Raw genomic sequence first — 12,569 nt, 5'->3', positions numbered from 1 at the left:
GGGTCGCCATCGGTGCAGCCACCCGGGCACTCTCCGTCACCGGCGGCGGTTCCCGGGATGACGCTCTCGTGCCCTAGCTTGGCGCTGGGAGCTGCACCCGATCCGAGGAGCGACATGACCGACGTCCTGAGCCGTCGCGCGCTGAACCGTGCCACCCTGGCCCGGCAGTTGCTGTTGGAGCGGGCACGGACGTCCGTGGCCGACGCCGTGGAACGCCTGCTCGCCCTCCAGGCCCAGCAGCCGAGTTCACCGTTCCTCGCCCTGTGGAACCGGCTGGCCGGCTTCGGCGCCGACGACCTGCGCACGGCCCTGGACAAACGGGAGGTGGTCCGGGCCACCTACGTCCGGGCCACCTTGCACCTGCTCAGCGCCCGCGACTACCTGGCCTTCCGCGCGCTGGTGGAGCCCTCCCTGGTGGCCGCGGCGGCCGGTGTCACCAAGCGGATCGCCGGCCCGGAGATCGACCAGGAGCGCCTGGTGGCCGTCGCCCGTGGCGTCCTCGACGCCGGCCCGCTGGACTTCGCGGCGATCCGGGAGCGGATGCGGCGCGAGTTCCCCGACGCCGATGACCGGGCGCTCGGGTACCGCGTGCGCATGAACCTGCCCCTGGTCATGGTGCCGACGGCGGACCGGTGGGCGTTCCCCGCCTCCAGCGGGGTGACCATGGCCGGGTCCTGGCTCGGCGCGGAGCCGGCCGTGGAGAGCTCGGCGGAGGACTTCGTCCGCCGCTACCTGGCCGCGTACGGCCCGGCCGGCCCCGCCGACCTGCGCGAGTTCGGCTGGCTGAAGGCGGCGGACGTGTTCGAGCGGCTGGCCCCGGAGCTGCGCGCGTTCACCACCGAGGACGGCCGGGTGGTGTACGACCTCCCCGACGCGCCGCGCCCCGACCCGGACACGCCGGCGCCGGTCCGCCTGCTGCCGGAGTTCGACAGTCTGGTCCTCGCCCACAAGGACCGCAGCCGGATCGTCCGCACCGAGTACCGGCCCCGGCTGATCACCAGGAACCTGCGGGTGCCGGCGTCCTTCCTGTGGGACGGGTTCGTCGCCGGCACCTGGGCCACGACCCGGCGCAGGACGGCGGTGACCCTGACCCTCACGCCGTTCGAGCCTCTGCCCGCGAGGGCCGTGCGGGAGCTGAGTGCCGAGGCCGAGCGGGTGCTGGAGTTCACCGACCCCGGCATCGCCAGGCGGGACGTGGTCGTGGCGCCGGTCGGATGATCCCGGCACCGGGTCTCAGGGCCGTACGCGCAGGCCGTGGTGGCGGTCGGGGTTCACGACCGTGGACAGGCCGTTGAGCAGCAGGCGCGTGCCGCCGCGGAGGTGGGCGGCGTCCTGGCTGCCGTCCCCGGTCGGCACGAGCCAGGTGTACTGCTCGGTCCAGGTCAGGCGGGAGCCGGCGGGCTCGTCGGCGAGTTCGACGGTGACGAGGGAGATCCAGCGGCGGCTGCCGTCGACCTCGGCCTCGTAGACGTAGACGATCCGGGTGTCCGGCACGATGTCCAGGAACCGGGAGCGGTAGGCGAGGTGTTCCTCGGTGTCCTCGGAGACGAAGACGTTGCCGGCGGTCTCGCCGGCGCCGACCCGGAAGTCCAGTTCGTGCCGGGCGGTGGCGGAGCCGCCGGGGAGACGGAACCAGCGGCGCCGCAGGGACGGGTCGGCGAAGCCGCGGAAGACCTCGGACCGAGGCACCGTGAAGTCCAAGTCCACGCAGAACGAGCCGTTTTGGGCACTCATTCGACGAACCTAACACGCGTGGCGGCCGGGACGGGTGACGGCACTTCCCCGCACCCTTCAGCGCATCCGGCCGGTCGCGCGGCCCGCCAGCAGGTCGCGGAGCTCGCGGGCGTTGCGGCGGCTGACGGCGAGGACCCGGTCGCCGATCCGGACGCTCACGTTGCCCCCGTCCAGGCGGAGTTCCTCGATCCGGCCGAGGGCGACGAGCCGGCTGCGGTGGATCCGGACGAAGCCGCGGGAGCGCCACTGCTCCTCCAGGGTGGACAGCGGTATCCGCACCAAGTGGCTGCCCTGGCCGGTGTGCAGCCGCGCGTAGTCGCCCTGCGCCTCGACGTGGGTGATGTCGGCGAGGGGCACGAACCGGGTCACCCCGCCCAGTTCGACGGGCACCTGGTCGCCGAGGGCGGGTGCCGTGGGCGCGGGCGGCACGGGGGCGGCCGGGCGGGGGCCCTGTCCGGCCCGGACGAGCTCGGCGACCCGTCGTACGGCCTCGGCGAAGCGCTCCTTGCGGAGCGGCTTGAGCAGGTAGTCGACCGCCTTGAGGTCGAAGGCGCGCACGGCGAAGTCCTCGTGGGCGGTGACGAAGACGACGAGCGGCGGAGCGGCGAACCCGCCCAGCAGCCGGGCGAGTTCGAGACCGCTGAGGCCGGGCATGTCGATGTCGAGGAAGACGACGTCGAAGCCCTCCGTGCCACCCGGGCCCTCCGCCATGGCCCGGCTCAGCCGGCGCAGCGCCTCGGTGGCCTCCAGGGCGGGCACGGCGGTGCCGACCCGCGGGTCCTCCCCCAGCAGGTAGAGCAGTTCTTCGAGCGCGGGTTCCTCGTCGTCCACGGCCAGGACGCGCAAGGGCGCGTCGGTCACCCTCATGTGCGGCGGCTCCTCTCGTCCTCGACCGCCCTCCCATGGTGGTCCCGCCGGGGGGCGCCGTCGAGATCGGGGACGGCGGTGTGTCCCGGCCGTGACCAGGTCATGATCCCCTTGTCCGCGTATCGACCGTCATGAGGAGGCCCGGTGGCACAGCTGAAACCCGAGGAGTGGGACGCGCACTACGCGCGCGGCGGCCGGTTCCGGTCCCTGGGCCCCGCCGAGCGCCGGCTGCTAGCCGAGCACGTCCCGGTTCCGGCGGGTGGGCGCTGCCTGGACGTCGGCTGCGGGCTCGGCGAACTCGCCCGCCACCTGGCCGCGTCCGGGTACCTGGTGGACGCCGTGGACTGGTCCGCCGTCGCGCTCGCCGGGGCCCGGAGCGCCGGCGCGGACGGGGTGACGTACCGGCAGCTGGACATCGAACGCGACGACCTGGATCAACTACCCCATGGCATCTACGATTTGATCACCGTCCGGCTCGGCTGGGCGTTCGTCCGCGACCGCACGCGGGTGCTCGGCCGGCTGCGGGAGCGGCTGCGTCCCGGCGGCGCGCTCTGCGTGATCACCCCGGTGGTGGACGCCGTACCGGAGCGCGAGCGGGGCGTGGCGCTCGACGAGGAGGAGATCGGGCTGCTGTGCGCGGGCTGGGAGTCCGCCGGGCGGTACGACGCCGACGGCCTGGCCCTGCTCGTCCTGCGCGGCCCCGCTCCCGCCGGGCTGGTCTGCGCCGGCAAGGGCCGGCCCGCTCCGCACGCCCTGACCGGGGCCGGTGTCGTCGTCACGGATGCGGCGGGGCGGGTGCTGCTGGGCTGGTCGGTGCGGGGCGTGTGGGAGCTGCCCGGCGGCAAGAACGAGCCGGGCGAGGACTTCGCCGCGGCGGCCGTGCGGGAGCTGGAGGAGGAGACGTCCCTGAAGGCCGATCCCGTCGGCGCGCGGGTGCGGGCGGTCCTGATGGACTCCGTGGAGGGCATGCCCCGGGTGACGGCCGCCGTCCAGGTCACGGCGTTCACCGGCGAGCCGGTCGTCACCGAGCCACGGCTGGTCCGCCGCTGGGAGTGGCACGAGCCCGCCGACCTGCCCGGTCTCGCCCGGCCGCTGTTCACGCCGAGCGCGCACGTCCTGGACACGGTGTGGCCGGGACTGCTGCCCGGTCTGCCGCCGGTGCACCGGTACCCGGTCGCGGAAGGCTGAGTCCCCGCCCGGCGCGCCTCGCCCCGGGGGCCGGTGGCCGGGCCTCAGTCCGGCAGCACCAGCCGGGCCGTCTCCCCCGGCCCCACCGGTATGACGCGGTCGCGCAGGCGGACGTCGATGGGTGAGCGGTCGGAGTCCGGTACGGCGATCTCCAGCAGGCCGCTGCGCAGGCGCAGCCGGACGCCCCAGTGGCCGTGGTAGCGGATGCCGAAGCCGTAGGAGGACAGCTCGGGCAGCGGGACCGGGTCGAGGCACAGGCCGCCGGCGCGGGTCTCCAGCCCGGTCAGTCCGCGCTGGACGAGGTCGAGCGTGCCGGCCATCGCGCCGAGGTGGATGCCCTCTCCGGTGGTGCCGCCCTGGAGGTCGGCGATGTCGCCGCGCAGCGCCTCCTGGACGAAGCTCCAGGCGTCGGAGCGGCGGGCGCGGGCCAGGATCCAGCCGTGGACCAGGCCGCTGAGGGTGGAGCCGTGACTGGTGCGGTGCAGGTAGTGGTCCACGGTCGCGAGCCAGATGTGCTCGTCCAGGTGGTAGCCCAACTGCTGGAACAGCGCGCGGAGTTCGAGCGGTGAGAAGAGGTAGCCGAGCATCAGCACGTCGGCCTGTTTGGACGCCTTGTACCGGTTGACGGTGTCGCCCTCCGCCTCCAGGATGCGGTCCAGGCGCCGGATGTCGTCGTACCGTCCGCGATAGCCCGCCCAGTCCAGTTCGGCGAGGTCGCCGTAGCCGTCGAACTGGCTGATCACCCCGTCGTGGAAGGGGATGTGCAGGCGGCGGGAGACCTCCGTCCAGCGGTCGGGTTCGTCCTCGCCGAGACCGGTCAGCTCGGTGAGCTCCCGGCGGCGCGGCTCGGGCAGGCCGTGCAGCAGTTCCAGGGCGCGGATGAGCACCCAGGCGGCGGTGACGTTGGTGTACGCGTTGTCGTCCAGGCCGGGCCGGTCCGCGCCGGGGTAGGCGTCGTGGTACTCGTCGGGGCCGACCACGCCCCGGATGCGGTACCGGCCGAGGTGGTCGTCCCAGGTCGCCGACTGCCCCCAGAAGCGGGCGATCTGGAGGAGCACCTCGGCGCCCTCGCCGTGCAGGAACTCGATGTCGCCGGTCGCCTCGCAGTACTGCCAGACGTTGTAGGCCACGGCCGAGCCGACGTGGTGCTGGAGCCGGGAGTGGTCCGGCAGCCAGCGGCCGGAGCGCGGGTTGAGGTGCAGCTGCTGGGTCTCCTCGCGGCCGTCGCTGCCGCTCTGCCACGGGTAGAGCGCGCCGCCCCGGCCGAGGTCGCGGGCCGCGTGGCAGGCGGCGTCCAGGCGGCGGTGGCGGTAGCGGAGCAGGGCGCGGGAGACCTCGGGGAGGTGGAGGTTCAGGTAGGGCAGGACGAAGAGTTCGTCCCAGAAGACGTGGCCCCGGTAGGCCTCGCCGTGCAGGCCGCGGGCGGGGACGCCGACGTCCAGGTCGGCGGTGTGCGGCGAAAGGGTCTGGAGCACGTGGAACAGGTGCAGGCGCAGGATGCTGCCCGCCTCGCCGGGCACGTCGAGCGCGGTGCGCCGCCACAGCTGCTCCCAGGTGGCGTGGTGGGTCTCGCGCAGTTCGTCGAAGCCGGGGGCGGCGCCGGCCCGGTCCACGGCCGCGCGCAGCGGGTCGCTGATGGCCGGGTCCCGGGAGGTGTGCAGGGCGACGGTCTTGTCGACGGTGGCCGTCCGGCCGGGCGGCAGGGACAACCGGAGCCGCTGGACGGCGCGGTGGGCCTCGTTGGCGTGGGTGACCGGCACCCCGGCGGTCAGCCGGGCGGCCAGTCCGAAGCCGATGTCGGAGACCCGGGTGCGGCAGCGCAGCCAGACCGTGCCGGGTGCGCTGGTGCCGACCTCGATGTGGCTGAGGTGCCGGCCGTCCAGGTCCCGGTAGCGGGCGACGCCGGAGTTGGTGACGCGTCCGTCGAGCGCGGCCTCGACGTCCAGCTCGACGGTGTGGCCCTCGGCGGTGAACTCGGTGCGCAGCGCGGCGAGGTGGGGGTCGGCCAGGTGGACCAGGCGCACCTGCCGGACGAGGAGGGTGGCGCCGGGTCCGATCGGGTAGCGGGTACGGCGTTCCAGCAGGCCGGGATCGAGGTGGAGCACCTGGTGGTGCTCGGTGACGGGCACGGTGTCCGGGGTGAGCCAGTCCCCGCCTGTGGGCCGGAAGCGCAGCGGCAGCCAGTTGGGCAGGTTGACCATGTCCTCGTTCTCGATCCGGCGCCCGGCGACCTCGGAGGTGAGCCGGTTGTAGCAGCCGGCCGCGTAGGTGCCCGGGTAGTGCACGTCGTCCGCGGTGCACTCGGGCAGCGCCCCGCGGGTGGCGAAGTAGCCGTTGCCGAGGGTGCACAGGGACTCCCGAAGGCGTTCCTCCGCGGGCCGGTAGCCGTCGTACTCCCAGACGTACTCCCAGGGGTACTCCCAGGGGTGCTCCCACGCCGGTCCCGTCACCGTCACCCCTCGGACAGCAGGCCGGCGAGGATCCGGTCGGGGGTGAGGGGGAGGGTGCGGAAGCGGATGCCGGTGGCGTGGTGGACGGCGTTGCCGAGGGCGGCGGCGGTGCCGACGATGCCGATCTCGCCGATGCCCTTGCTGCCCATGGGGTTGAGGTGGGTGTCGTGTTCGTCGATCCAGTCGGCTTCGATGCCGGGGACGTCGGCGTGGACGGGCACGTGGTAGGAGGCGAGGTCGGCCTCGGGGAAGTCGCCGAACGCCGGGTCCAGGGTGCTGTGTTCGGTGAGGGCCATGCCGAGGCCCATGACCATGGCACCGGTGAACTGGGAGCGTGCGGTGCGGGCGTTGAGGATCCGCCCGGCGGCGAAGACGCCGAGCAGCCGGCACACCCGGACCTCGCCGGTGACGGTGTCGACGGCGACCTCGGCGAAGTGCGCGCCGAACGCGTGCCGCGCGTAGGGGCTTTCCGCGTCGGCCGTCCCGGTGGTGTCGGCGCGGACCGTCGGCCCCTCCTCGGGATGGGCGGCGAGCCGGGTGCACGCCTCGTGCACGGCCCAGCCCCAGGAGGCGGTGCCCATGGACCCCCCGGCCAGCGGGGCCGGCGGCAGATCGCTGTGGCCGACCTCGGTGCGCACCCGCTCCAGGGGGACGCCGAGGGCGTCGGCGGCGATCTGGGCGAGGACGGTACGGGCTCCGGTGCCGATGTCGGCCGCGTTGACCCGGATGACGAAGGTGCCGTCGGGCCGGGCCTCGGCGGTGGCGGTGGACGGGGCGACCTGCACGGGGTAGGTGGCGGCGGCCACGCCGGTGCCGATCAGCAGCGGGCCCTCGCGGCGGACGCCGGGGCGCGGGTCGCGGCCGGTCCAGCCGAAGCGGCGGGCGCCCTCGCGCAGGCACTCCACGACGTGCCGGCTGCTGAACGGCTTGCCGCTGCCCGGTTCCCGCTCCGGTTCGTTGCGCACGCGCAGTTCCACCGGGTCCACGCCGAGCGCGTCGGCGAGTTCGTCCATGGCGGACTCCAGGGCGTACATGCCGGGTGACTCGCCGGGGGCCCGCATCCAGGACGGGGTGGGCACGTCCAGCGGCACCACGTGGTGGACGCTGCGCAGGTTGGGGGTGGCGTACATGACACGGGAGACCACCCCGGCGTATTCCACGAACTCCTTCACGCGGGAGGTCTGGGTGGTGACGTCGTGCAGCAGGGCGGTGAGCCGGCCGTCCGGGTGCGCGCCGAGCCGCAGCCGCTGCACGGTCGGGGCGCGGTGGCCGACGACGGTGGGCAGGTACCGGCGGGGGTAGGCCACGGTGACGGGCCGGCCGGTGTGCCGGGCGGCGAGCGCGGCGAGGACGACGTCCGGGCGCGGGGTCCCCTTGGAGCCGAAGCCGCCGCCGACGTGCTCGGCGACGACGGTGATCCGCTCCTCGGGCAGCCGGAACAGCTGGGCGAGCACGGACCGCACGGTCGTACCGCCCTGGCTGGAGGTGTACGCGGTGAGCCGGTCGCCGTCCCAGTGGGCCGTGCTGGCGTGCGGCTCCATCGGGTGGTTGTGCAGCGGCGGCACCCGGTAGGTGACGTCGACGCGGACCTCGGCCGCGGCGTAGGCGGCCTCGGGGTCGCCGTGCTCGACCCGGCCGGGCTGACCGCCCGCTTCCTGCGGTTCGTAGCCGCCCGGGTGGCCCTCGACGGGGCCGGTGTCGTGGGGTGCGGTGGCGTAGGTGACGCGGACGGTGCGGGCGGCGGCGCGGGCGGTCTCCAGGGTCTCGGCGACGGCCAGGGCCACGCACCAGCCCCGGTGCGGCACGTCCGGGTTCTGGAGCACGGCGAGCGTGCCGTCCTCGGGCTCGGCGAGCCGGGGCGCGTCGAAGGGGGTGAGGACGGCGAGGACGCCGGGCAGGGCGAGGGCGGCCGAGGTGTCGACGGCGGTGACCCGGCCCCGGGTGACCGCGGCGGGCACGGGCCAGGCGTGGACGCGGCCGGGCAGGGTGTACTCGGCGGCGTAGCGGGCGGCGCCGGTGACCTTCTGGCGCCCTTCCCGGCGCTCGGCGGGGGCGCCCAGGGCGGTGCCGGTCGTGCCGGTCGTGCCGGTCATGGAATCCTCCTGCTCCTCCGGCGAGGGCTCAGGCCACTGCCGGGGCCGGGGCGAGACGGTTCAGGACGTCCAGGGCGAGGTTGCGGGCGAGGGACACCTTGTAGGCGTTGTCCCGCAGCGGCTCGGCGTGCGCGAGTTCGAGGGCGACGGCCCCTTCGAAGGCGGCCGGGGTGGCGGGGGCGCCCAGCAGGGCCAGTTCGGTGTGCCGGGCCCGCCAGGGCCGGTGGGCGAGCCCGCCGAAGGCGACGCCCACCTGGTCGACGACGCCGTCCGCGACCCGCAGCAGGACGGCCACGGAGGCGAGCGCGAAGGCGTACGACGCCCGGTCCCGGGCCTTGCGGTAGGCGGACGGGGCACCGGCGGTGGCGGCCGGGAGCAGCACGCCGGTGATCAGTTCGCCGGGGCGGATCCAGGTGTCCCGCTCGGGGTGCTCGCCGGGCAGCCGGTGGAAGTCGGCCACCGGCAGGCGCCGGGTGCCGTCGGTGCCGTACAGCTCGACCTGGGCGTCGAGGGCGGCGAGGGCGACGGCCATGTCGGAGGGGTGGGTGGCGATGCACTGCGGGGAGTGGCCGAGGACGGCGTGGTCGCGGTGGACGCCGTCCCGGGCGCCGCAGCCGCTGCCCGGCTCCCGTTTGTTGCAGGGTTTGTCCAGGTCCTGGAAGTAGGGGCAGCGGGTGCGCTGGAGCAGGTTGCCGCCGGTGGTGGCGGCGTTGCGCAGCTGTGCGGAGGCGCCGGCGAGGAGCGCCTGGGACAGGGCCGGCCAGCGCTCGCGGACGCGCGGGTCGGCGGCGAGGTCGCTGTTGCGGACGGTGGCGCCGACGCGCAGGGAGCCGTCGGGCAGCTCCTGGATGCCGTTCAGCGGCAGCCGGCCGATGTCGATGAGGAGGGCGGGCCGCTCCACGCCGAGCTTCAGCAGGTCGACCAGGTTGGTGCCGCCGGCCAGGTAGCGGGCGCCGGGCTGGGCGGCGTGGGCCTCGACGGCCTCCTGGACGCTGCCGGGCCTGAGGTATCCGAAGCCGTTCACTCAGATCACGTCCTCGATCGCCTCGACGATGCGTGGATAGGCACCGCAGCGGCACAGGTTGCCGCTCATCCGTTCGCGGATCTCGGGCCGGTCCAGCGGTACGGGTCCCTCGGTGGGGGCCGCCGGGTCGGTGACGTGGGAGGGGTGGCCGGCCGCGGCCTCGGCGAGCATGCCCACCGCGGAGCAGAGCTGGCCGGGGGTGCAGTAGCCGCACTGGAAGGCGTCGCGGTCCAGGAAGGCCCGCTGGAGCGGGTGCGGCTCCTCGCGGTCGCCGCCCAGGCCCTCGACGGTGGTGATCTCGCTGCCGTCGAGGGTGACGGCGAGGAGCAGACAGCTGTTGAGGCGGCGCCCGTCGACCAGCACGGTGCAGGCACCGCACTGGCCGTGGTCGCAGCCCTTCTTGGAGCCGGTGAGGTCCAGGTCCTCACGCAGCAGGTCGAGCAGCACGCGCCGGTGGTCGACGCGCAGGGTGTGGGGTTTGCCGTTGACCCGGAGGGTGACCTCGGAGTGGTGGGATGCGCTGGTCATGGCGGGGGACGACCTTCCGGACGGACGGTGGAGCCGTGCAGACCGCGTATCCAGGACACGCCGGGCTCACACGTCCGGAAGGTCGTCCCCTTCGCTCACGGGTAGCGGACGAGGTTCGCGACGTTGGTCGTCGCGTTCGAGGGTCCTCCGGTGTTGTTGATGACGTGACTGATGGTGCCGGTGCCGCCGAGCGAGACGGTCACCATGCTGGTGAAGCGGACGTTCGGGTTGTTCGGCGCCTCGATGGCGCGGGCGGCCGTCACGCTCGGGTTGACGTTGAAGTAGCAGTAGCTGCCGAGGCCGTACGCCTGGTGGCTGGTGACCGAGTCGGCGACCTTGTAGGCGGCGTAGCCCTGCGTGGAGCCGTTCATCCAGGCGGCCTGGTTCGGCGGGTCGTACGGCATCTCGTTCTGGAAGAAGTAGGTACGGCCGCCGTTGCCGTTCCAGACGGTCTGGTACTTCTGGAAGTGCTCCACGAACAGGCCGTACATGGTGACGTCGTCGCCGTTGACGACCAGGCCGGTGTCGGCGGTGTTGCTGGTCCAGCCGACGCCGCTGCCGTGGTCGGCGCGCCAGATCCACATGTGGTCGCCGATGACGTTGTCGCTGTTGACGACGAGGCTGGTGGCGGCCTTGCCGACGCCGGCGCCGCCGACGCGGAAGTACACGTCGTGCAGGGAGGTCGGGTCGGCCGCGTGGGAGGCGGTGGAGCCGGCCGGCCCGACCTCGACCAGGGTCTTCGAGCTGGTGGTGCCGGCGTCGAAGAGCAGACCCGCGATCTTCACGCCGTCGACGTCGGCGACGGACATCGCGGTGACGCCGTTGTCCGGGACGAAGGTGGCGAGGCCGAGGCCGAGGACGACCGTGTCCGGGCGGGTCACCTTGAGCGTCTGGTCGAGGTGGTAGACACCGGGCGTGACCAGCAGGTTCTGGCCGGCCGCCAGGGCCGCGTTGATCTGTGCGGCGGTGGCGCCGGGCTTGACGACGTAGAACTGGCTCAGCGGCAGCGAGCTGCCGGCCGGGCTGCCGCCCGCCCAGCTCGTCGCGGTGGAGTCGGTGCGTACGGACGGCACGAATACCTGGTAGTTCCCGGAGCCGTCGACGTACAGGAACGGCTTCTCCCGGGTGACCGGGCTCTGCGCGACGGTGGTGTACGGGGGGTTGGGGAAGCTGGTGGCCGGGACGCCCTGGCTGCCGACGAACACCATGTTCCAGTTGGAGCCGGTCCAGCTGCCGAGCTGGGAGTTGCGGGTCAGCCACTGCTGCTGCGAACCGGAGTTGACCTGTCCGTCGACCTTGCTGTCGGCGAGGTAGCCGCCGGAGGACCAGCCGCCGTCGTCCAGGGCGAGGTTGCCGCGCAGGTGCATCCGGCGGTAGGCCGCCGCCTGCGACACCGCCCAGCGGTCGCCGCCGCCGGTGGGGTTGACGGAGAGGTTCTCGGCGCCGCGCCAGAAGTTCTGGGTGGCGTTGCCCTGGAACCAGTCGGCCTCGGCGTGCACCGCGCCGTTGACCGTCACCGCGTCCGGGGTCAGGCCGAGGCCGAGCACCTGGGTGTAGAAGCCGACGTTGACGTTGGCGTTGTAGGCGCCGGGCTTGAAGAGGACGGCGTAGCGCTGGGAGCCGAACTGGTTGGTCTCCTGCTGCTTGAAGATCGTGTCCAGCTTGCCCTGGATGGTCGAGGAGGACATCGACGGGTCGAAGACGACGACATTGGGGCCGAGGTCGGGGTTGCTCGTCGACTGGGTCACGGGGACCACCTGGAAGCGCTGGGCGGCGGTGCCGTTGCAGGTGTACTGCACGAACTGCACGCTGTCGGCGAGCGAGGCGCCGGGGTCGTCCAGGCACTTGCCGCTGTTGCGGTTGACGAAGTGGAAGGCGCCGCCGCCGTCGTCCACGGGGAGCCACTGCTGGTTGGCGCCGCCGCCGTAACTCCACAGGTGGACGGCCGCGCCGTCGGCCGTGGAGACGTCGGCGACGTCGGCCACCTGGTTGGTGTCGTTGCGGTTGCCGATGCGGACGTAGCCGTCGCCGGCGTCGATGAGGCTCCACTGCTGGGCCGTGGTGCCGTTGCAGGCGTACTGCTGCACGGCGGTGCCGTTGGCGGTGGCGGCGGCCTTGGCGTCCAGACACCTGCCGCTCGCGGCGTTCACGACCGTGGCGAAGCCGGTGGGCAGGGCGGCGGCCCCGGCGGTGACGGCGGGCGCGGGCGCCGCGGTGAGCAGGGTGGCGGCTAGGGACAGTGCGGCGAGCGAGCCTGCCGCCGGAAGGGGTCTGGCCATGTGGGCGGGTGGCCTTTCGGTGGGGGACCGCAGACCCAACAGCCGGGGGACATTCGGCCGTTGGGACCTGCGGGGCTTTGTTTAAGGCGTGAAACTAAAGGTCCGGACCACTGGCGTCAAGAGGCGGAACGGGAAACGCCGCCGGTAGGGGTCGGGCGCGTGGGGAGGAGCCGGGGGCGCCGGATGCCGTGGGCTGGGCGGCTCCGGATGCCCGGGGAGCGGGCCGGGGGCGCCGGATGCCGGGGGCTGGGCGGCGCCGAACGCCGAGCACCGGGGCGATATCGAAGACCGAGGACCAGACGACGCCGGACGCCGGGGAGCGGGCGACGCCGGACGCCGAGGGCCGGGCGGCGCCGAACGCCGAGCACCGGGGCGATATCGAAGACCGAGGACCAGACGACGCCAG

9 protein-coding genes are annotated in these 12,569 nt (G+C 73.8%); 2 read left to right on the top strand and 7 right to left on the bottom strand.

Annotation, left to right across the window (positions count from 1 at the left end; all coding sequences use genetic code 11):
* Window positions 1-114 precede the first annotated feature (114 nt).
* Entirely contained in the window at window positions 115-1,218 is a 1,104-nt protein-coding gene (locus IE273_RS38430) for a winged helix DNA-binding domain-containing protein (RefSeq protein ID WP_189819772.1), read from the top strand.
* 15 nt (window positions 1,219-1,233) lie between these two features.
* On the opposite strand, the gene IE273_RS38425 is transcribed toward IE273_RS38430, so the two are convergent.
* Both IE273_RS38425 and IE273_RS38420 read right to left on the bottom strand, forming a co-directional pair.
* The gene (locus IE273_RS38425) at window positions 1,234-1,734 is read right to left on the bottom strand and encodes an SRPBCC domain-containing protein (protein WP_189819771.1); all 501 of its coding nucleotides are present in this window, start codon (window positions 1,732-1,734) and stop codon (window positions 1,234-1,236) included.
* Window positions 1,735-1,791: 57 nt separating this feature from the next.
* The gene (locus tag IE273_RS38420) at window positions 1,792-2,601 is read right to left on the bottom strand and encodes a LytR/AlgR family response regulator transcription factor (RefSeq protein ID WP_189819770.1); all 810 of its coding nucleotides are present in this window, start codon (window positions 2,599-2,601) and stop codon (window positions 1,792-1,794) included.
* Between the two features lie 144 nt (window positions 2,602-2,745).
* On the opposite strand from IE273_RS38420, the gene IE273_RS38415 reads away from it, so the two are divergent.
* Window positions 2,746-3,789 (top strand): bifunctional class I SAM-dependent methyltransferase/NUDIX hydrolase, encoded by a 1,044-nt coding sequence (locus tag IE273_RS38415; protein WP_189819769.1) that lies wholly within the window; start codon window positions 2,746-2,748, stop codon window positions 3,787-3,789.
* A gap of 44 nt (window positions 3,790-3,833) precedes the next feature.
* On the opposite strand, the gene IE273_RS38410 is transcribed toward IE273_RS38415, so the two are convergent.
* The 5 genes from IE273_RS38410 to IE273_RS38390 form a co-directional block, all read right to left on the bottom strand.
* The gene (locus IE273_RS38410) at window positions 3,834-6,245 is read right to left on the bottom strand and encodes a glycoside hydrolase family 65 protein (protein ID WP_189819768.1); all 2,412 of its coding nucleotides are present in this window, start codon (window positions 6,243-6,245) and stop codon (window positions 3,834-3,836) included.
* Entirely contained in the window at window positions 6,242-8,332 is a 2,091-nt protein-coding gene (locus IE273_RS38405; protein WP_189819767.1) for a xanthine dehydrogenase family protein molybdopterin-binding subunit, read from the bottom strand. The genes IE273_RS38410 and IE273_RS38405 overlap by 4 nt, the downstream gene beginning before the upstream one ends.
* A 28-nt stretch (window positions 8,333-8,360) precedes the next feature.
* Window positions 8,361-9,356, bottom strand: coding sequence for an FAD binding domain-containing protein (locus tag IE273_RS38400; RefSeq protein WP_189819766.1), 996 nt, complete (start codon window positions 9,354-9,356; stop codon window positions 8,361-8,363).
* A complete protein-coding gene (locus IE273_RS38395; RefSeq protein ID WP_103814229.1) occupies window positions 9,357-9,884 on the bottom strand; it encodes a 2Fe-2S iron-sulfur cluster-binding protein in 528 nt (175 codons plus the stop codon).
* Between the two features lie 95 nt (window positions 9,885-9,979).
* Window positions 9,980-12,163: an RICIN domain-containing protein gene (locus IE273_RS38390; protein WP_189819765.1), complete on the bottom strand. Its 2,184-nt coding sequence runs from the start codon at window positions 12,161-12,163 to the stop codon at window positions 9,980-9,982.
* Between the last annotated feature and the right edge of the window lie 406 nt (window positions 12,164-12,569).

Origin of the sequence: Streptomyces olivaceoviridis, from assembly GCF_014650115.1 — a bacterium.
GTDB lineage: Bacteria > Actinomycetota > Actinomycetes > Streptomycetales > Streptomycetaceae > Streptomyces > Streptomyces olivaceoviridis.
The sequence above is the reverse complement of the archived record's forward strand: the minus strand, read 5'-3'. Positions and strand labels throughout refer to the sequence as shown.